We start from the raw sequence: 19,056 nt of genomic DNA, 5'->3' as shown, positions 1-19,056 counted from the left end.
CCCATAATAAGCGAACCAGCGAGATGAATGCTAAAAACGCGGAGAAATTCATGAGTAGTAAAGATCAAAAAACACCAGACGAGCAAGTCTCGGACGAAATTGCAATGGAAAGCCACGAAGAAGTCGAGGCCGTAGAGGGTGCCGAAGTGGTTGATCCGCGCGATGAACAAATTGCCGATTTAACAGCGCAACTGGAAGAAGTTCAGCAGCGCGAGCGTGACCTTGCGTTACGCAACAAAGCGGAAATGGAAAACCTCCGTCGACGCACTGAGCTCGATATTGAAAAGGCGCACAAGTTCGCTTTAGACAAATTCGTCAACGAACTGCTGCCTGTTATCGACAGCCTTGACCGTGCTCTGGAAGTGGCTGACAAGTCCAACACTGATTTGGCCGCTATGATTGAAGGCATCGAACTAACTCAGAAATCGATGCTGGATGTGGTGCGTAAATTTGGTGTGGATGTGGTTGGCGAAACCAACGTGCCGTTCAACCCGGATGTGCATCAGGCAATTGCGATGGTTGAATCTGAAGATGTGGCACCAAACCATGTGCTAATGGTGATGCAGAAGGGTTATACCCTGAATGGTCGCACACTGCGTGCTGCAATGGTTTCTGTTGCGAAAGCAAAAGCGTAACTCGCTCAATTGCTTTAAATAAAAAGCCAGCCTTCGAGGCTGGCTTTTTTGTATCTACTTTTGTTCAACACTTTGTCGCAGTGGCGTCACCGGGGTCACCCGCACTTGCTTAATCATGTTGTCTTGCACATCAAGAATATCAATATCGTAGTTGCTTAAGCGCACGCGAGTGTCGATAGCCGGTATCTCCTGCAGCTCTTCAAGTAGCATACCGTTTACGGTGCGGGCTTCGTCTTCTGGCAGCGTCCAGTTGAAGGCTTTGTTTATTTCACGAACGTTAGCGCCGCCTTCAATAATCACGGAACCATCATTTTGCGGCGTCACTTCTTCAGCAAGCGTTGGTGACATGGAAGTAGTGAAATCACCGACAATCTCTTCAAGAATGTCTTCCACTGTGACCAGACCCTGAATATCACCGTATTCGTCGACGACCAGACCGACTTTCTTTTTATTACGCTGGAATTTAACCAGCTGCACGCTGAGCGGTGTCCCTTCGGGAACGAAATAAATCTCGTCAGAGGCACGTAGCAGAGTTTCTTTGGTGAACTCCTGCTTTTCTGTCATCAAACGGTAGGCTTCACGCACACGCAGCATACTGATGGCATCATCCAGTGTGTCGCGGTACAGCACGATGCGCCCGTGTGGGGAGTGTGTCAGTTGGCGAACAATAGATTTCCAGTCGTCGTTGATGTTGATACCAACAATTTCATTTCGCGGAACCATGATGTCATCGACACTGATTTTTTCCAGATCGAGCACGGAAAGCAGCATGTCCTGATTGCGGCGAGAAATCTTAGAATGTGATTCATGCACCAGGGTACGTAATTCGTCTTTGTTAAGTGCGCTACTTACGGTGCTGACGTTTTTGATCCCCATAAGACGCATTAGCATGCGAGTGATGACGTTAAGTAACCAAACCAACGGCATCATCAGTATTTGCAATGGCCCGAGTAGGAAACTACTTGGGAAAGCCACTTTTTCCGGATACAGAGCAGCAATGGTTTTCGGCAATACTTCGGCGAAAACCAGCACCACAAAGGTGAGAATACCGGTGGCGATAGCAACACCGGCATCACCGTATAAACGCATACCCACAATGGTGCCGATGGCTGAGGCGAGGATATTGACGAGGTTATTACCAATTAACACCAGACTTATCAGGCGATCTGGTTTACGAAGAAGTTTTTCCACCCGTTTAGCTGCACGATTGCCTTGTTTGGCAAGATGACGCAACTTATAACGGTTAAGCGTCATCATGCCGGTTTCAGAGCCGGAGAAGTACGCTGAAACGACTACCATGATGATCAATGTGACAATCAACGTAGTCGTTGAGATCTGTTCCAAAAGGGTGTTCCTTTAAAAAGATAACATTAGCCGACAAATTGTTGCAGGACGCGGCTACCAAAATAGGCGAGTGTCAAAATTGCAGCACCAGCGACGTTAAACCAGACTACACGACGGCCTCTCCAACCTTCATGGTAGTGTCCCCAAAGTAAAACGATGTAGACAAACCACGCGAGAATCGACAATACCGCCTTGTCGACATTTTCCAGGCTGAAAAGATTTTTCAGATAAAACAGACCGGTACATAGGGTTAACGTCAGCAGTACAACACCGACTTGAGTGATGTGAAACATTTTGCGCTCAATACTCATCAACGGCGGCATTTCAGCACGGAAGGCGAGTTTTTTGTTCTTGAGCTGATAATCAATCCAGGCGAGTTGCAACGCGTAAAGAGCGGCGATAATCAGCGTGGCATAGGCAAAGAGTGACAAACCAATATGCACCATCATACCTGGTGTAGCTTCAAGGTGTGTGATGAATTCGTTAGGCATAAAGGTGGCAAGTGCCAGATTGATTAAGGCGAAAGCGTAAACAATTGGTAACAGCAGCCAGCCGCGATTGCGTGATGCCACAATGGTCATCACGGTACATATCATCAAACTGACAAGCGAACCGACGTTGAGCAAGCTGAGGTTCTGACCTCCATCGGCATTAAAAATACGTGCTTCAAGGGCCACGCCGTGGCTTACCAGCGCTATAACGGCCGATATAATGGCGAAACGGCGCCACCCGCTGTTTTTTGTCAGCAGGCCAGGGACGATCAGCGCGAGGCTGCAGGAATAGGCTACAAGCGCAAGGATTGCGAAAACAGGCATATAAAGTGTCGGTCAATTAGCCAGAGAAGAAAAAAAACAGTATAACGTTACCTGCCGCCTGCTCCAACTCTAACCGTTGCATCACACCAAACGCGGCTTCATGGTATAATCCGCCAAATTCTGTTTTGTGTCGCGTACCGCGGCCCTAAGTTACCACGTTAGGCAAAAGACAATGTTTGATAATTTAACTGACCGTCTGTCGCGCACACTGCGCAATATCAGCGGCCGCGGGCGGCTGACTGAAGAGAATGTAAAAGAAACACTGCGCGAAGTGCGCATGGCATTGCTGGAAGCGGACGTTGCGCTACCGGTTGTGCGTGACTTTATCAGCCGCGTAAAAGAAAAAGCGGTTGGTCATGAAGTTAACAAAAGCCTGACTCCGGGGCAGGAGTTCGTCAAAATCGTTCGCGCCGAACTTGTTGCAGCGATGGGCGAAGAGAATGCGAGCCTGAATCTTGCAGCACAGCCGCCAGCCGTTGTGCTGATGGCGGGTTTGCAAGGTGCGGGTAAAACCACAAGCGTAGGTAAGTTAGGTAAATTCCTTCGTGAGAAGCACAAGAAAAAAGTGCTGGTGGTTTCTGCCGACGTTTATCGCCCTGCGGCGATCAAACAGTTGGAAACGCTGGCTGAACAAGTTGGTGTCGATTTCTTCCCGTCCGATGTCGGGCAAAAGCCAGTTGATATCGTAAATGCGGCGCTGAAAGAAGCGAAGCTGAAATTCTTCGACGTACTGCTGGTGGATACCGCCGGTCGCTTACACGTCGATGAAGCGATGATGGACGAAATCAAACAGGTTCATGCTGCGATTAACCCAGTTGAAACCCTGTTTGTTGTTGACGCAATGACCGGCCAGGATGCGGCAAATACAGCTAAAGCCTTTAACGAAGCATTGCCACTGACCGGCGTCGTACTGACGAAAGTCGATGGTGATGCGCGTGGCGGTGCGGCACTGTCTATCCGTCATATCACTGGCAAGCCGATTAAATTCCTCGGTGTGGGTGAGAAAACGGAAGCGCTGGAGCCTTTCCACCCGGATCGTATTGCTTCCCGTATTCTGGGAATGGGCGATGTTCTGTCGCTTATCGAAGATATTGAGAGCAAAGTTGACCGTGCTCAGGCTGAGAAATTAGCCAGCAAGCTGAAAAAGGGCGATGGGTTTGATCTCAACGATTTCCTTGAGCAGCTCAAGCAGATGAAAAACATGGGCGGCATGGCGAGTATGATGAGCAAATTGCCAGGAATGGGGCAATTGCCGGATAACGTTAAGTCGCAAATGGATGACAAAGTCCTGGTACGTATGGAAGCCATTATTAATTCCATGACGCTCAAAGAGCGTGCGCAGCCAGAGATTATCAAAGGTTCACGTAAACGTCGTATCGCGATGGGTGCGGGTATGCAGGTGCAAGATGTCAACCGTCTGCTCAAGCAGTTTGACGACATGCAACGCATGATGAAAAAGATGAAGAAAGGCGGAATGGCGAAAATGATGCGTGGCATGAAAGGTATGATGCCACCAGGTTTCCCAGGTCGTTAAGCTCATTTAGATTGCATTTTGCGCCGAAATGAGTAAAATTTTCGGGCTTTTAATATGACACCGGGCTCCATCCCTCGATGGGGCCCGATGTTTTATTCACTAAAGAGGATGTTATGGTAACTATTCGTTTAGCACGTCACGGCGCTAAAAAGCGTCCGTTCTACCAGGTTGTTGTTACTGACAGCCGTAATGCACGTAACGGTCGTTTCATCGAGCGTGTTGGTTTCTTCAACCCTATCGCTGGTGAAAAAGACGAGGCAACTCGCCTGGATCTGGATCGTATCGAGCATTGGGTTGGCCAAGGCGCAACCGTTTCTGATCGCGTATCTGCGCTGATCAAAGCAGCAAAAAAAGCAGCTTAATCTGTCACGGTGGTCATGATGAGCAATCAACTCGCTGCAAAGGCTCCTGTTAACCCAATCGTGTTGGGCAAGATGGGTTCCTGCTATGGGATTCGTGGTTGGCTCAGAGTGTTTTCCTCCACCGAAGACGCCGATAGCATTTTTGACTATCAGCCCTGGTTTATCCAGAAGGCGGGTCAGTGGCAGCAAGTACAGCTGGAAAGCTGGAAGCACCACAATCAGGATCTGGTCATCAAACTGAAAGGTATTGACGATCGGGATGCTGCGAATCTTCTGACTAATTGCGAAATTGTCGTCGATTCAACGCAATTGCCTCATCTCGAAGAGGGTGACTACTACTGGAAAGACCTTATGGGTTGCCAGGTTGTCACTACTGAAGGGTATCAGCTCGGTAAAGTCATCGACATGATGGAAACCGGCTCAAATGACGTTCTCGTCATTAAGGCAAACCTGAAAGATGCGTTCGGTATCAAGGAGCGGCTGGTTCCGTTCCTCGATGGGCAGGTTATCAAGAAAGTCGATCTCGCTACTCAAACGATTGAAGTAGATTGGGATCCTGGTTTTTAAAACCTCCGGATAAACGGTAAAAGACGGCGTAATGGGGATTGGCTTGTGTTTATTGGTGTAGTTAGCCTGTTTCCAGAGATGTTCCGCGCAATTACCGACTTCGGGGTAACTGGCCGGGCTGTAAAAAATGGCCTGCTGAGCATCCAGAGTTGGAGTCCACGTGACTTCACTTATGACCGGCACCGTACCGTGGACGATCGTCCTTACGGCGGCGGACCGGGTATGCTCATGATGGTAAATCCTTTGCGGGAAGCCATCCACGCAGCGAAAGCAGCGGCAGGGGAAGGTGCTAAGGTTATCTATCTGTCACCTCAGGGACGCAAGCTTGATCAAGCAGGCGTCAGTGAACTGGCAACAAATGAGAAGTTAATTCTGGTTTGTGGTCGTTACGAAGGGATAGATGAGCGCGTAATCCAAACCGAAATTGATGAAGAATGGTCAATCGGCGATTACGTTCTCAGTGGTGGTGAATTACCAGCAATGGTACTGATTGACTCAGTTTCTCGGTTTATTCCGGGAGTCCTGGGGCATCAGTCATCAGCAATCGAAGATTCGTTTGCCGATGGATTGTTGGACTGCCCACACTATACCCGTCCTGAAGTGTTAGAAGGCATGGAGGTTCCGCCAGTTTTACTGTCGGGAAACCATGAACAGATTCGCCGGTGGCGCCTGAAACAGTCGCTGGGCCGTACCTGGCTTAGAAGACCTGAACTTCTGGAAAACCTGGCTCTGACTGAAGAGCAAGCAAGGTTGCTGGCGGAGTTCCAACGGGAACACGCAAATACAGCAACATAAACATGATGGGATGGCGTAAGCCCCCGATTATCAGTTTACCCAGGATAAGAGACAAAATTATGAGCAACATTATTAAGCAAATTGAACAAGAACAGATGAAACAGGATGTACCTTCATTCCGTCCGGGTGATTCCGTGGAAGTGAAAGTATGGGTCGTTGAAGGTTCTAAAAAACGTCTGCAGGCATTTGAGGGCGTGGTTATCGCTATCCGTAACCGCGGTCTGCACTCTGCATTCACTGTTCGTAAAATTTCCAACGGCGAAGGTGTTGAGCGTGTATTCCAGACTCACTCCCCAGTAATCGACAGCATTACTGTTAAACGTCGTGGTGCCGTTCGTAAAGCTAAACTTTACTACCTGCGTGAGCGTACTGGTAAGTCTGCTCGTATTAAAGAGCGTCTGACTAAGTAAGATTTCGCTAGCGCGACATCCATATCAAGGGCTGCCATCTGGCAGCCCTTTTTTGCTTAATGCATGAAGGATTCCTGAAAGCCTTTACGACTCGCTTTTTCCCATTGCGCTTGCCGCTCGGCTACATCTGGAAGTGTTTCGCAGCTGGCTGGGAACGACTTTCCACTTTCTCCAAGGATCTCTAAGAATTTAGGATCACAAATCCGCTCCTGGCCACCGGCATAACCTTTTAACCATTCTTCACGGTCAACATTTTCATCGTTATGCAAATGCGCAATGACAGTATTACTTCTTATAGGTTGTCCCGACATCGCATCATCCCATCCAGCCTGATACCAGTCGGTGGGGGCGGGCGTTGGGGCATGGGTATAGGGGTCGACATAGCAGCCAGTTAATAACAAGACAGGAATCAAAGCTAAGTAACGCATTCTGGCGATATCCATTTCAAAGGGTATTCTCTGAGCATAGAGTGGTTATGGTTCCCCATGACGTTATTTTTTAAAGAATGCATGAATGTGCAGGAAACTGGCTTGTTTATGCGCGATGTATATTTTTGTTTACGTTTAATGTGTGTCGATGTGCCTTAAACGGCAATTATTTTGGATATGTAACGTATTGTTTACGTAATATGGATTGCAATCTTTACTAAAGCTGGTAATGTAGTGCCATCCTCACTGAGGAAACGACTATCGCAAACGAGCTAACAGGATCGCCATCATGCAAAAAGACGCGCTGAACAACGTTCATATTTCTGACGAACAGGTATTAATCACTCCGGATCAACTGAAAGCGGAATTCCCGCTGACCGCCGCTCAGGAAGCGCAGATCGAACAGTCCCGTCAGACGATTTCCAACATTATCGCTGGCCGCGATCCTCGTCTGTTAGTGGTGTGTGGACCTTGCTCAATCCACGACCCGGAAACCGCGATTGAATATGCTCGTCGTTTTAAAACCTTGTCTGAACAAGTTAGCGATAGTCTGTACCTCGTGATGCGCGTCTATTTTGAAAAGCCACGTACTACTGTGGGCTGGAAAGGGCTTATCAACGATCCACATATGGATGGCTCGTTTGATGTCGAAGGCGGCTTGAAAATTGCTCGTCAATTGCTTGTAGAGTTGGTGAGCATGGGACTGCCCCTGGCAACCGAAGCGCTTGATCCTAATAGTCCGCAATACTTGGGCGATCTGTTCAGCTGGTCTGCAATCGGTGCGCGCACCACTGAGTCCCAGACTCACCGTGAAATGGCTTCTGGTCTTTCAATGCCAGTTGGTTTTAAAAATGGTACTGATGGCAGCCTGGGCACCGCAATTAATGCAATGCGCGCGGCTTCTATGCCACACCGTTTTGTCGGTATCAACCAGGCAGGCCAGGTCTGCCTGTTGCAGACGCAAGGTAACCCTGATGGCCATGTGATTTTACGTGGTGGCAAAGCACCTAACTACAGCCCGGCAGATGTCGCGCAGTGTGAAAAAGAGATGGAACAGGCAGGACTCCGCCCGGCCTTGATGATAGATTGCAGCCATGGCAACTCAAACAAAGATTACCGCCGCCAGCCGGGTGTAGCTGAATCAGCTGTCGCTCAAATTAAAGATGGTAACCGTTCGATTATTGGTCTGATGATTGAAAGTAATATCCATGAGGGTAATCAATCTTCAGAACAACCTCGCAGCGAAATGAAGTATGGCGTATCTGTAACTGATGCTTGCATCGATTGGGAAACGACAGAGACTTTACTGCGTGAGATTCATCAGGATTTGAACGGTACGCTTGCGGCGCGTCAGGCATAAGAGGTTTTACTATGGTGGCTGAATTGACCGCGCTGCGCGATCAAATCGATGAAGTGGATAAGGCGTTGCTGGGACTACTGGCACGCCGCCTGGAACTTGTAGCGGAAGTTGGCGAAGTCAAAAGCCAGTATGGGTTACCGATTTATGTTCCGGAACGTGAAGCGGCGATGCTGGCTTCTCGCCGCAAAGAAGCTGAAGCGTTAGGTGTTCCACCAGATCTGATTGAAGACGTACTGCGCCGCGTAATGCGAGAGTCTTACTCAAGCGAGAATGACAAAGGCTTTAAAACGCTATTTCCTGCATTGCGCCCGGTTGTAATCGTCGGTGGTGGTGGGCAAATGGGGCGCTTGTTTGAAAAAATGCTTACGCTGTCTGGCTATCAGGTTCGAATTCTTGAAAAAGAAGACTGGGCTAAAGCACCAGAGTTGATGGCTGATGCGGGCATGGTGATTGTCAGCGTCCCGATTCATATCACCGAACAGGTGATTGCGCAGCTCCCACCATTGCCAAATGACTGTATTTTGGTCGATCTGGCTTCGGTAAAAAACGGTCCGTTGCAAGCTATGCTGGCAGCACATCAGGGCCCGGTTCTCGGGTTGCACCCAATGTTTGGGCCTGATAGTGGCAGCCTTGCGAAGCAAGTTGTGGTGTATTGCGATGGTCGCCAGCCGGAAGCCTATCAGTGGTTCCTGGAACAAATTCAGGTTTGGGGCGCGCGTTTGCATCGCTCCACGGCAGTTGAACACGACCAGAATATGGCGTTCATTCAGGCGTTGCGCCACTTTGCAACTTTTGCATATGGTCTTCACCTGGCCGAAGAGAATGTTCAGCTTGAGCAGTTGCTGGCGCTTTCTTCACCGATTTATCGCCTGGAGTTGGCAATGGTCGGGCGCTTATTCGCTCAGGACCCACAGCTTTACGCTGACATTATTATGTCCTCCGAAAGCAATCTGGAGCTGATCAAGCGCTACTACAAGCGATTCGGTGAGGCAATTGGCTTGCTTGAGCATGGTGATAAACAAGCGTTCATCGACAGCTTCCGTAAAGTCGAACATTGGTTTGGTGATTACGCGCAGCGCTTCCAGAGTGAAAGCCGCACTTTATTACGCCAGGCGAATGATAGCCGACCGTAATTGCAAAATAGTCTTATAATCTAAAGCCATCAGGGAAACCTAATGGCTTTTTTTATTTGCAATGAAGGATAGAAAAATGGCTCAGCCGCAAGTTCTGCTCGATTACACCGGTCACTTACCGGAATGCCCCACCTGGAGTGCGGAAGAAAATTGCCTCTACTGGACGGATATTCTCGAAAATGAAATGCATCGCTACAACATCGAAAGCAAAAAACACGATGTGATTCAGTTTTCCGAAGAGGTTGGATGTTTTGCATTGTGCGAAACTGGCGGTTTTATTGTCGCGCTGCGAAGCGGAATTTATCTGACTAACCGCACTGGGCTTATTACTCGCAAAGTCTGTGACAACCCTAATAACCCGGCATTAGCTCGTTTTAATGATGGGGGAACTGACCGGGATGGGCGTTTTTATGCCGGAACATTTTGGGGACCGGGTGATTACAACGGGGCTTTATTGTGCCGCGTGGATAACGATTTGACGCCGCACGTCATTCAGCATGATATTCATGGAGCCAATGGCCTGGCGTTTAGTGCAGATAAAAAATGGATGTTCACATCAGACACACCTAACCGTGTGATTTACAGAACTCCGTTAGATGAACAAGGTGAACCGGGCAAGCGTGAAGTGTTTAAACGTTTTGAATTGGGGGAGGGGATTCCTGACGGTGCTGCAATTGACGAAGAAGGTTGTTACTGGACAGCGTTATTTGATGGCTACCGTATTGCACGCTTGTCACCAACGGGAAATGTACTGGAAGAGTATCAGCTGCCTGTACGTTGCCCTACGATGGTCTGTTTTGGTGGCGATGATATGAAAACGTTATTCATCACGACTACGCGAGAAAATATGGAAGATGCGGAAGTCGCGGAAAGGCCACTGTCCGGCGCGATTTTTACGATTAAAGTCGCAGTGGCGGGAATGCCAAAACTGAAGTTTAAAGAAAGTCAGTAAGCCAGCATAACGCTGGCTTACTGCCAGTATTACACCGGATCGACAGGCACCACGTTCTCACTCGGATAACAGCCAAGTACTTTCATTGAGCGGGTGATTTCGCCCAGCTCGCGAAGGGCTTTATGCATTGCTTCATCGTTCAGGTTTGCCTGAACATCCAGATAAAACATCTCTTCCCACGGGTTACCGTTAATCGGCCTCGATTCCAGTTTTGTCATGATCAGGTTGTGGTTTCGCAGCACCAGCAGGGCTTCAACCAGCGCACCGGCTTGTTGGCCTGTCGCCATCAGCAGAGTGGTTTTCGCCGGAACCTGGTCTGTTACTTCAATGGCTTTGCGAGCCAGTACGATGAAGCGAGTAATGTTTTGCGTCTGATTTGCCAGGTTTCGTTCCAGAACTTGTAAGCCATACAGCGCGCCACCTGCTTCGCTACCTAATGCCGCGACATGAGGTGAGTTCGCCTGAGCAACCTTCTCCATCGCTGCAGAAGTACTCTCACAATATTCAATTTTCCAGTTTGGGTAGCGATTGATGAACTGGCTACATTGCTGGAAAGGCTGCGGATGGCTATACACCGTGTGGATAGTGTCTAAATCCGTCGTACCTTTAACCAACACACAGTGATCTATGGGCACAGTCATCTCGGCAACGATGGATAAACTGGTGTGCTGCAACAAATCATAGACATCGTTAATTGCACCAGAACTGGTGTTCTCTAGTGGCACGACTGCGTAATCGGCTTGACCGGTTTCGACCTGATTAAAGATGTCATGAAATTTTGCACAGCCGCTTTCAATAAATTGTTCAAAGTGTCTGGCGGCATACTGACGAGCAGCAAGGTGAGAATAAGAGCCTTTAGGGCCAAGGAAAGCAATTCGGGCAGATTGCGGATTGGTTTTATTCAGATGCTGCTGAAGTAGCGTTTGCTGAGTCAGAACCGAATCTTCAATGATCAACTGGAACAAGCGAGTAATGTAATGAGCGTCCAGATTATGCGTTTTGCCAAGAGTAATCAGGCGCTCCAGTAAATCACGCTCGCGGTCAATATCTCGTACCGGGCGGTGAGTGGCAAGTTTAGCTTTTCCGACTTCTACAGCTAATAAGCGACGCTCCGCCAGCAATGCCAGCAGTTTTACATCCAGGGCGCTAATTTTGTCGCGCAGTGCCAGCAATGGGTTTGTCTCACTCATATCGCTACCTTTTCGAATTCCATAAAAAAAGCCTCCCGGGTTTCGGGAGGCTTGTTTGTTCGTCTTCGCATTCTTTATCACACGACGAATTGCCTCCCATTCAGGGGAAGGTAAAAAAGAATGCGAAGAAAAACGGAAATAGTTTCATGGGTGATTCCTGATAAGTCAGACAAGTAAGGTACTCGGTCTGTTTTCGCTCTGTCAATAAAAAACGCGCCCGGAGGCGCGTTGAGTTTGATAAAGCGAACTGATTACTCTTCTTCAATTTCCGCGATAGCAACGTCTTTCACTGAACCTGCTGTGCGACGCGCTTCACCCTTGTGTTGCACTTTATTCAACTGCCGCTCCAGTTTGTTGATCAAATCGTTGATAGCCGTATACATATCATCGTGTTTGGCGCTCGCTACGAGCTGGCCATTTGGCGTATTAATGGTGGCATCAGCCACGAAACCTTTCGGTTCTTTGGACAAAACAATGTGTGGATTAATTAGATGAGTTTGCCACTTGTCCAGTTTTGTTAGACGGTCTGCGACGTGCTGACGAATAGCTGGGGTGATTTCCATTTGTTTGCTGGTAATGTTCATTGTCATAAAGTTACCTCTTGTCATTCCCGTCTTGGTAACTCCAGCATACCTTTCTGAATGTCAAAATGTGTGATGCAAATCACATTATTTTGTCACTTTTTGTCAGTAAACCCTTTTTGTGAGGCAGGACAGGATCTCTGTTTTTAAAGCTTGTGGAAGTGAGAAATAGCGTCCATATTTGATTGGATGACCTGACGCTAAACCGTTTCAGTTTACGTATTTCAGGCAATAAAAATGGCAGCCATAGGGCTGCCATTTTGTTTTGATGAATTGGCGAATCAGGTGTTGTTGCTATTAGTCGCGATAATTTTTGCAACTTTGTCAGCCTGGGCTGGCATTTGCATTTCACGGTAAGCATTTTCCATCAGCTTCAGACCATCACGAGTGGCCTGAGTATCAGGGAAATCACGCAACATTCCTTCGACACGGTTAACTACTGCAACCCACGCGCCGCGTTTAGTGTAGTATTGCGCCACTGAAAGCTCATATTTCGCTAAACGATCTTTCAGGAACACCAGACGCTTGGTGGCATCGGTGACATACTGGCTGTTCGGATAACCACGAACCAGCTTAGAGAAATCGTTGAAAGCATCACGTGCATGAGCTGGATCTCGGTCTGAACGATCGACGCCAAAGAAGCCTTGTAATGCGCTATCATCCAACGCCATGTCCGTCAGACCACGCATGTAAAGTACGTAGTCAATGTTTGGATGGGTAGGATTAAGGCGCATAAAGCGGTCAATCGCTGCCTGAGCCAGTGGCAAATCAGCGTTCTTATAATAAGCGTAAATAAGATCTAACTGCACTTGCTGCGAGTAAGGCCCGAACGGATAACGGTTATCCAGCGCTTCCAGTTGCGTTATCGCCGCTTTAAAGTTACCGTCCTGCAACTTTTGCTGCGCAGTCGCATAGATCTCAGAAGGTGGATTATCAGGAACCTCATCCTTGGAACTGGAGCAACCAGCCAAAGCCAGGCTCAACGTGGCTGCTGCCACCAGATATTTCATACGCGTCATGACGTTTTGACTTTCCTCAGAATGTTATCCGGGAGGCTCGCAGTACCAGCTCCCGATAAAGACCAGCTACAATAGCACACTATATTAAACGGCATTGCCGTAAAACCCAACGTTAACGAAGAAGCTGTCTATGGCACAACTAGTACAACTCACCGCAACTGTCTCCGAATCTCAACTCGGTCAACGCTTAGATCAAGCTTTGGCCGAATTGTTCCCGGATTATTCACGTTCGCGTATAAAAGAATGGATTCTTGATCAGCGTGTGCTGGTCAATGGCACTATCAGCGACAAGCCGAAAGAGAAAGTATTGGGTGGCGAAAGCGTCACTATCAATGCTGAAATCGAAGAGGAAGCGCGCTGGGAACCACAAGATATCCCGCTCAATATCGTCTATGAAGATGACGATATTCTGGTGATTAACAAACCGCGTGATTTCGTTGTGCATCCTGGTGCGGGTAACCCTGACGGGACCGTCCTGAATGCACTATTGCATTACTACCCACCGATTGCTGATGTACCGCGTGCGGGTATCGTGCATCGTCTGGATAAAGACACGACTGGTTTGATGGTCGTTGCGAAAACTGTTCCTGCGCAAACTCACTTGGTTGAGGCTTTGCAATTACGTGAAATCACGCGTGAGTATGAAGCCGTTGCGATTGGTCATATGACCGCGGGGGGAACGGTAGACGAGCCAATCAGCCGCCATTCTACCAAGCGCACCCATATGGCTGTGCATCCGATGGGTAAGCCAGCGGTCACGCATTATCGAATCATGGAACATTTCCGCGTGCACACTCGTCTGCGCTTGCGTCTGGAAACAGGTCGTACTCACCAGATTCGTGTGCACATGGCGCATATCACTCATCCATTAGTTGGCGATCAGCTTTATGGTGGACGTCCACGCCCGCCAAAAGGTGCGTCGGAAGAGTTTGTTAGCGTGCTGCGTAAGTTTGACCGTCAGGCTCTTCATGCAACTATGCTGCGTCTTCACCATCCGATCAGCGGTATGTTGATGGAGTGGCATGCGCCGATTCCTCAGGATATGGTTGAGCTGATTGAAGCATTACGTGCTGATACAGAAATCCATAAGGATCAACTGGACTGGCTATGAGCAAATTGATCGTCCCGCATTGGCCGCTTCCTGAAGGAGTGGCTGCTTGCAGTTCGACACGTATTGGCGGTGTGAGTCAACCGCCTTACGATTCGCTTAATCTGGGAGCCCACTGTGGTGATAACCTGGATGATGTCGAAGAAAATCGCCGTCTTTTTTACGCTGCTGCGTCGTTGCCCTCGAAACCTGTTTGGTTAGAGCAAGTTCACGGCAAAGAAGTGTTGAAACTCACGGGCGGGCCATATTTGTCTAAGCGCGCTGATGCTTCTTATAGCTCAACGCCGGGCACAGTTTGTGCAGTAATGACTGCAGATTGTTTGCCAGTGCTATTCTGTAATAAGGCAGGAACTGAGGTTGCTGCTGCTCATGCGGGATGGCGTGGTTTGTGTGAAGGTGTGCTTGAAGAAACCATTGCCTGCTTTAAAGATGCACCAGAAAATATCCTCGCGTGGCTTGGCCCGGCTATCGGCCCTGAAGCATTTGAAGTTGGCCTGGAAGTGCGTGAAGCGTTTATGGCTAAAGACCTTCAGGCTGATAGCGCATTTCGTCCGTCAGGGGAAAAATACCTCGCTGACATCTACACGTTGGCACGCCAACGCTTGTCTGCCGCGGGCATTAACCATATTTATGGTGGCGACCGTTGCACTTACAGCGAAGCGGGTGATTTTTTCTCATATCGGCGCGACAGAACCACAGGCCGTATGGCAAGTTTCATTTGGCTGATATAACCTATCGAATCAAGACGATCCAGTGCGGGTAACTAACGCTCCAAATATTTCAGGTCATTAACCTTGAATAATTGAGGGATGACCTCATTTAATCTCCAGTAGCAAATTTGACCTGTATATGGGAGGAGTTATGCGTCTGGATCGTCTTACTAATAAATTCCAGCTTGCTCTCGCTGATGCCCAATCCTTAGCTCTCGGGCAAGACAACCAATTTATCGACCCCCTTCACTTGATGAGCGCACTGCTTAATCAGGAAGGCGGATCTGTGCGTCCGTTACTGACCTCTGCGGGCGTTAATGCTGGCAAGCTACGTACGGATATCGAGCAAGCTTTAAGCCGTTTACCACAAGTTGAAGGAACGGGCGGTGACGTCCAGCCTTCGCAGGATTTAGTCCGTGCATTAAACCTGTGTGACAAACTGGCGCAAAAACGAAATGACAACTTCATTTCGTCTGAGTTATTTGTTCTGGCAGCACTTGAATCGCGCGGAACATTAACTGATTTATTGAAATCAGCAGGTGCTACCACGGCAAATGTGACAGCAGCAATTGAACAAATGCGTGGAGGCGAAAACGTGAATGACCAGGGTGCTGAAGACCAACGTCAGGCATTGAAAAAATATACCGTCGATCTGACTGAGCGTGCAGAACAGGGCAAGCTTGATCCAGTGATTGGCCGTGATGAAGAAATTCGCCGCACTATTCAAGTATTGCAACGGCGTACCAAAAACAACCCGGTACTCATCGGTGAACCAGGTGTTGGTAAAACAGCCATTGTTGAAGGCCTGGCGCAACGCATTATTAATGGTGAAGTGCCTGAAGGGTTGAAAGGGCGTCGCGTACTGGCGCTTGATATGGGTTCGCTGGTGGCGGGCGCGAAATATCGTGGTGAATTTGAAGAGCGTCTTAAAGGTGTGCTGAACGACCTTTCTAAGCAGGAAGGTAACGTCATTCTATTTATTGACGAGCTGCACACTATGGTGGGCGCAGGTAAAGCCGATGGTGCAATGGATGCAGGTAACATGCTTAAGCCTGCACTGGCACGCGGTGAGTTGCACTGCGTTGGCGCCACAACGCTTGATGAATATCGTCAATATATAGAGAAGGATGCCGCGCTCGAGCGACGCTTCCAGAAAGTGTTTGTTGCCGAGCCTTCAGTCGAAGACACCATCGCAATTTTGCGTGGGCTGAAAGAGCGTTACGAATTGCATCACCATGTGCAGATTACTGACCCGGCTATTGTTGCGGCTGCGACTTTATCGCATCGATATATTGCCGATCGTCAGTTGCCGGATAAAGCCATCGACCTTATAGATGAAGCTGCTTCCAGCATTCGTATGCAGATTGACTCGAAGCCAGAAGAGTTAGACCGTCTTGATCGCCGAATCATCCAGCTAAAACTGGAACAGCAGGCATTGAAGAAAGAGTCTGACGAAGCGAGCCAAAAACGTTTGAGTATGCTTGAGGAAGAATTAGGGCAGAAAGAACGTGAATATTCAGTGCTGGAAGAAGAGTGGAAAGCTGAGAAAGCTTCACTTTCTGGTGAGCAGACCATTAAAGCAGAACTGGAACAGGCAAAAATTGCCATTGAGCAGGCTCGTCGCGTAGGCGATCTGGCACGTATGTCTGAATTGCAGTATGGGAAGATTCCAGAGCTTGAGAAACAGCTCGCGGCGGCAACCCAGAGTGAAGGCAAAACCATGCGGCTTCTGCGTAACAAAGTGACTGACGCAGAAATTGCGGAAGTACTGGCACGCTGGACTGGGATCCCTGTGGCTCGAATGCTGGAAGGTGAACGAGACAAACTGCTGAGAATGGAGCAACAACTTCATACTCGTGTTATCGGGCAGAATGAAGCTGTGGAAGCAGTATCAAACGCAATTCGTCGTAGCCGTGCTGGTTTGTCTGACCCAAATCGTCCGATTGGTTCGTTCCTGTTCCTTGGTCCAACCGGTGTGGGTAAAACTGAGCTGTGCAAAACGCTGGCAAACTTTATGTTTGATAGCGATGACGCAATGGTGCGTATCGATATGTCCGAGTTTATGGAAAAACACTCGGTCTCTCGTTTGGTCGGTGCGCCTCCAGGATATGTTGGTTATGAAGAGGGTGGTTATCTGACGGAAGCTGTTCGTCGTCGCCCTTACTCTGTCATTCTGTTGGATGAAGTTGAGAAGGCACACCCGGATGTGTTCAACATCTTATTACAAGTGCTGGACGACGGACGTCTGACTGATGGACAGGGGAGAACGGTCGACTTCCGTAATACGGTTGTGATTATGACGTCTAACCTGGGTTCTGACTTAATTCAGGAGCGCTTCGGCGAGCTGGACTACGGTCATATGAAGGATCTGATTCTTGGTGTTGTTAGCCAGAACTTCCGACCGGAGTTCGTCAACCGTATAGATGAAGTCGTGGTGTTCCACCCATTAGGTGAGAAACACATTGCTTCTATTGCGCAGATTCAGTTGCAGCGTTTGTATAAACGTCTTGAAGAGCGTGGCTATGAAGTCACTATCTCTGAAGATGCGTTGAAGCTGCTTAGCGAGAATGGTTACGATCCGGTATATGGTGCAAGACCGTTGAAACGCGCTATCCAGCAGCAAATAGAGAACCCGCTGGCTCAGCAAATCCTCTCTGGAGAGCTGATTCCTGGGAAAACGGTACACCTTGAAGTAAAAGATAATCATATTGTGGCAGTGCAGTAAGTCACAGAAAAGACAAAAACGGGCCCTGAGGGGCTCGTTTTTGTTTAAAAACCAGGCGATAGCGAGTCCTCGATATGTATTTTGAATGAAAAATAGTCAATCGATAAGTTTTTTGAATTTTATACTTGTCAGCTTCCAGAAAATCCCTATACTGCGCCTCCACTGACACGGCACAACGGCTTACAAACCGGCTGGTTAGTTGGAGAAAAGCGCGAAATAATCGCTTGACTCTGAAAGAGGAAAGCGTAATATACGCCACCTCGAGTTAGCAAGCGAAAGCGCSYAACTCACTGCTCTTTAACAATTTATCAGACAATCTGTGTGGGCACTCGCAGGATTGATATCTCAGATACCTTCGGGTATCACAAAAAATATCAAGTCTTGAAGAGTGACCAAGCAGTAATTCATTTAGTTGAATTATTACGAAAGTTAATTTTTGAGCACCGCTTCACGAGTTGAAGCAAATCAAGCTTTTAATTGAAGAGTTTGATCATGGCTCAGATTGAACGCTGGCGGCAGGCCTAACACATGCAAGTCGAGCGGTAGCACAGGGAGCTTGCTCYTGGGTGACGAGCGGCGGACGGGTGAGTAATGTCTGGGAAACTGCCTGATGGAGGGGGATAACTACTGGAAACGGTAGCTAATACCGCATAACGTCTTCGGACCAAAGAGGGGGACCTTCGGGCCTCTTGCCATCAGATGTGCCCAGATGGGATTAGCTAGTAGGTGAGGTAATGGCTCACCTAGGCGACGATCCCTAGCTGGTCTGAGAGGATGACCAGCCACACTGGAACTGAGACACGGTCCAGACTCCTACGGGAGGCAGCAGTGGGGAATATTGCACAATGGGCGCAAGCCTGATGCAGCCATGCCGCGTGTATGAAGAAGGCCTTCGGGTTGTAAAGTACTTTCAGCGAGGAGGAAGGCATTGTGGTTAATAACCGCAGTGATTGACGTTACTCGCAGAAGAAGCACCGGCTAACTCCGTGCCAGCAGCCGCGGTAATACGGAGGGTGCAAGCGTTAATCGGAATTACTGGGCGTAAAGCGCACGCAGGCGGTCTGTCAAGTCGGATGTGAAATCCCCGGGCTCAACCTGGGAACTGCATTCGAAACTGGCAGGCTAGAGTCTTGTAGAGGGGGGTAGAATTCCAGGTGTAGCGGTGAAATGCGTAGAGATCTGGAGGAATACCGGTGGCGAAGGCGGCCCCCTGGACAAAGACTGACGCTCAGGTGCGAAAGCGTGGGGAGCAAACAGGATTAGATACCCTGGTAGTCCACGCCGTAAACGATGTCGACTTGGAGGTTGTTCCCTTGAGGAGTGGCTTCCGGAGCTAACGCGTTAAGTCGACCGCCTGGGGAGTACGGCCGCAAGGTTAAAACTCAAAT

18 protein-coding genes, 1 rRNA gene, 1 pseudogene and 1 other annotated feature are annotated in these 19,056 nt (G+C 48.8%); of the genes and pseudogenes, 13 read left to right on the top strand and 7 right to left on the bottom strand.

All coding sequences use genetic code 11. From position 1 onward, the window contains the following. The first annotated feature begins 50 nt into the window (after positions 1 to 50). Positions 51 to 635, top strand: a complete 585-nt coding sequence (gene grpE / locus IX31_RS08590; RefSeq protein WP_034459893.1) for a nucleotide exchange factor GrpE — start codon at positions 51 to 53, stop codon at positions 633 to 635. Positions 636 to 689: 54 nt separating this feature from the next. Here the strand turns inward: grpE and IX31_RS08585 are convergent, their stop codons facing one another. Together IX31_RS08585 and IX31_RS08580 are read right to left on the bottom strand one after the other, a co-directional pair. Continuing rightward, positions 690 to 1,979 carry an HlyC/CorC family transporter gene (locus IX31_RS08585; RefSeq protein ID WP_034457326.1) on the bottom strand — a complete coding sequence of 430 codons (1,290 nt, stop codon included), beginning with the start codon at positions 1,977 to 1,979 and terminating at the stop codon, positions 690 to 692. A gap of 26 nt (positions 1,980 to 2,005) precedes the next feature. Next, a complete protein-coding gene (locus IX31_RS08580; protein ID WP_034457324.1) occupies positions 2,006 to 2,794 on the bottom strand; it encodes a cytochrome C assembly family protein in 789 nt (262 codons plus the stop codon). 172 nt (positions 2,795 to 2,966) lie between these two features. Here IX31_RS08580 and ffh point away from each other — a divergent pair, with 172 nt between their 5' ends. The 5 genes and pseudogenes from ffh to rplS all read left to right on the top strand — a co-directional run bounded on the left by ffh (position 2,967) and on the right by rplS (position 6,462). Continuing rightward, complete coding sequence (gene ffh, locus IX31_RS08575) at positions 2,967 to 4,328, top strand: signal recognition particle protein (RefSeq protein ID WP_034457322.1); 1,362 nt, start codon at positions 2,967 to 2,969, stop codon at positions 4,326 to 4,328. A gap of 113 nt (positions 4,329 to 4,441) precedes the next feature. Further along, a complete protein-coding gene (gene rpsP, locus IX31_RS08570; RefSeq protein WP_034457320.1) occupies positions 4,442 to 4,690 on the top strand; it encodes a 30S ribosomal protein S16 in 249 nt (82 codons plus the stop codon). 18 nt (positions 4,691 to 4,708) lie between these two features. Continuing rightward, a complete protein-coding gene (gene rimM / locus IX31_RS08565; RefSeq protein WP_034457318.1) occupies positions 4,709 to 5,257 on the top strand; it encodes a ribosome maturation factor RimM in 549 nt (182 codons plus the stop codon). Positions 5,258 to 5,302: 45 nt separating this feature from the next. Further along, positions 5,303 to 6,071, top strand: a pseudogene (trmD, locus tag IX31_RS08560) (tRNA (guanosine(37)-N1)-methyltransferase TrmD). Between the two features lie 40 nt (positions 6,072 to 6,111). Next, positions 6,112 to 6,462 (top strand): 50S ribosomal protein L19, encoded by a 351-nt coding sequence (rplS, locus tag IX31_RS08555; protein WP_034457314.1) that lies wholly within the window; start codon positions 6,112 to 6,114, stop codon positions 6,460 to 6,462. 56 nt (positions 6,463 to 6,518) lie between these two features. Here rplS and IX31_RS08550 read toward each other — a convergent pair whose 3' ends face one another. Beyond that, positions 6,519 to 6,890 carry a DUF2799 domain-containing protein gene (locus IX31_RS08550; protein ID WP_034457312.1) on the bottom strand — a complete coding sequence of 124 codons (372 nt, stop codon included), beginning with the start codon at positions 6,888 to 6,890 and terminating at the stop codon, positions 6,519 to 6,521. A gap of 289 nt (positions 6,891 to 7,179) precedes the next feature. On the opposite strand from IX31_RS08550, the gene aroF reads away from it, so the two are divergent. The 3 genes from aroF to IX31_RS08535 all read left to right on the top strand — a co-directional run bounded on the left by aroF (position 7,180) and on the right by IX31_RS08535 (position 10,335). Then, positions 7,180 to 8,250, top strand: a complete 1,071-nt coding sequence (gene aroF / locus IX31_RS08545; RefSeq protein WP_034457310.1) for a 3-deoxy-7-phosphoheptulonate synthase AroF — start codon at positions 7,180 to 7,182, stop codon at positions 8,248 to 8,250. A gap of 11 nt (positions 8,251 to 8,261) precedes the next feature. Continuing rightward, complete coding sequence (gene tyrA / locus IX31_RS08540; protein ID WP_034457308.1) at positions 8,262 to 9,383, top strand: bifunctional chorismate mutase/prephenate dehydrogenase; 1,122 nt, start codon at positions 8,262 to 8,264, stop codon at positions 9,381 to 9,383. A gap of 76 nt (positions 9,384 to 9,459) precedes the next feature. Beyond that, entirely contained in the window at positions 9,460 to 10,335 is an 876-nt protein-coding gene (locus IX31_RS08535; protein WP_034457306.1) for an SMP-30/gluconolactonase/LRE family protein, read from the top strand. A 29-nt stretch (positions 10,336 to 10,364) separates the two neighbouring features. On the opposite strand, the gene pheA is transcribed toward IX31_RS08535, so the two are convergent. The 4 genes from pheA to bamD all read right to left on the bottom strand — a co-directional run bounded on the left by pheA (position 10,365) and on the right by bamD (position 13,125). After that, a complete protein-coding gene (gene pheA, locus IX31_RS08530; RefSeq protein WP_034457304.1) occupies positions 10,365 to 11,525 on the bottom strand; it encodes a bifunctional chorismate mutase/prephenate dehydratase in 1,161 nt (386 codons plus the stop codon). Between the two features lie 21 nt (positions 11,526 to 11,546). Then, positions 11,547 to 11,674: a sequence feature (Phe leader region), on the bottom strand. Beyond that, on the bottom strand, positions 11,626 to 11,673 hold the full coding sequence (gene pheL, locus IX31_RS23495; protein WP_193216298.1) for a pheA operon leader peptide PheL: 48 nt from the start codon (positions 11,671 to 11,673) through the stop codon (positions 11,626 to 11,628). (Overlaps the previous feature by 48 nt.) A gap of 102 nt (positions 11,675 to 11,776) precedes the next feature. Beyond that, on the bottom strand, positions 11,777 to 12,115 hold the full coding sequence (gene raiA, locus IX31_RS08525) for a ribosome-associated translation inhibitor RaiA (protein ID WP_034457302.1): 339 nt from the start codon (positions 12,113 to 12,115) through the stop codon (positions 11,777 to 11,779). Between the two features lie 272 nt (positions 12,116 to 12,387). Beyond that, positions 12,388 to 13,125, bottom strand: coding sequence for an outer membrane protein assembly factor BamD (gene bamD / locus IX31_RS08520; protein WP_034457300.1), 738 nt, complete (start codon positions 13,123 to 13,125; stop codon positions 12,388 to 12,390). 130 nt (positions 13,126 to 13,255) lie between these two features. Here bamD and rluD point away from each other — a divergent pair, with 130 nt between their 5' ends. The 4 genes from rluD to IX31_RS08500 form a co-directional block, all read left to right on the top strand. Then, entirely contained in the window at positions 13,256 to 14,236 is a 981-nt protein-coding gene (gene rluD / locus IX31_RS08515) for a 23S rRNA pseudouridine(1911/1915/1917) synthase RluD (protein WP_034457298.1), read from the top strand. Then, positions 14,233 to 14,964 (top strand): purine nucleoside phosphorylase YfiH, encoded by a 732-nt coding sequence (yfiH, locus tag IX31_RS08510; protein WP_034457296.1) that lies wholly within the window; start codon positions 14,233 to 14,235, stop codon positions 14,962 to 14,964. The genes rluD and yfiH overlap by 4 nt, the downstream gene beginning before the upstream one ends. Positions 14,965 to 15,094: 130 nt before the next feature. After that, positions 15,095 to 17,668: an ATP-dependent chaperone ClpB gene (gene clpB, locus IX31_RS08505; protein WP_034457294.1), complete on the top strand. Its 2,574-nt coding sequence runs from the start codon at positions 15,095 to 15,097 to the stop codon at positions 17,666 to 17,668. A 474-nt stretch (positions 17,669 to 18,142) separates the two neighbouring features. Then, a 16S ribosomal RNA gene (locus IX31_RS08500) occupies positions 18,143 to 19,056 on the top strand; the annotation flags it as partial.

This window comes from Buttiauxella noackiae (assembly GCF_000737905.1).
In the GTDB taxonomy this organism is placed as follows: Bacteria; Pseudomonadota; Gammaproteobacteria; order Enterobacterales; family Enterobacteriaceae; genus Buttiauxella; species Buttiauxella noackiae.
This window is presented reverse-complemented; position numbering and strand designations above follow the sequence as displayed.

What these genes read in the sequence shown, in the direction of transcription:
- IX31_RS08535 (WP_034457306.1), top strand. Translation starts at nt 9,460, where the DNA reads ATGGCTCAGCCGCAAGTTCTGCTCGATTACACCGGTCACTTACCGGAA.
- tyrA (WP_034457308.1), top strand. Translation starts at nt 8,262, where the DNA reads ATGGTGGCTGAATTGACCGCGCTGCGCGATCAAATCGATGAAGTGGAT.
- yfiH (WP_034457296.1), top strand. Translation starts at nt 14,233, where the DNA reads ATGAGCAAATTGATCGTCCCGCATTGGCCGCTTCCTGAAGGAGTGGCT.
- grpE (WP_034459893.1), top strand. Translation starts at nt 51, where the DNA reads ATGAGTAGTAAAGATCAAAAAACACCAGACGAGCAAGTCTCGGACGAA.
- rluD (WP_034457298.1), top strand. Translation starts at nt 13,256, where the DNA reads ATGGCACAACTAGTACAACTCACCGCAACTGTCTCCGAATCTCAACTC.
- clpB (WP_034457294.1), top strand. Translation starts at nt 15,095, where the DNA reads ATGCGTCTGGATCGTCTTACTAATAAATTCCAGCTTGCTCTCGCTGAT.
- ffh (WP_034457322.1), top strand. Translation starts at nt 2,967, where the DNA reads ATGTTTGATAATTTAACTGACCGTCTGTCGCGCACACTGCGCAATATC.
- IX31_RS08580 (WP_034457324.1), bottom strand. Translation starts at nt 2,794, where the DNA reads ATGCCTGTTTTCGCAATCCTTGCGCTTGTAGCCTATTCCTGCAGCCTC.
- rpsP (WP_034457320.1), top strand. Translation starts at nt 4,442, where the DNA reads ATGGTAACTATTCGTTTAGCACGTCACGGCGCTAAAAAGCGTCCGTTC.
- IX31_RS08550 (WP_034457312.1), bottom strand. Translation starts at nt 6,890, where the DNA reads ATGCGTTACTTAGCTTTGATTCCTGTCTTGTTATTAACTGGCTGCTAT.
- aroF (WP_034457310.1), top strand. Translation starts at nt 7,180, where the DNA reads ATGCAAAAAGACGCGCTGAACAACGTTCATATTTCTGACGAACAGGTA.
- bamD (WP_034457300.1), bottom strand. Translation starts at nt 13,125, where the DNA reads ATGACGCGTATGAAATATCTGGTGGCAGCAGCCACGTTGAGCCTGGCT.
- pheA (WP_034457304.1), bottom strand. Translation starts at nt 11,525, where the DNA reads ATGAGTGAGACAAACCCATTGCTGGCACTGCGCGACAAAATTAGCGCC.
- rplS (WP_034457314.1), top strand. Translation starts at nt 6,112, where the DNA reads ATGAGCAACATTATTAAGCAAATTGAACAAGAACAGATGAAACAGGAT.
- raiA (WP_034457302.1), bottom strand. Translation starts at nt 12,115, where the DNA reads ATGACAATGAACATTACCAGCAAACAAATGGAAATCACCCCAGCTATT.
- rimM (WP_034457318.1), top strand. Translation starts at nt 4,709, where the DNA reads ATGAGCAATCAACTCGCTGCAAAGGCTCCTGTTAACCCAATCGTGTTG.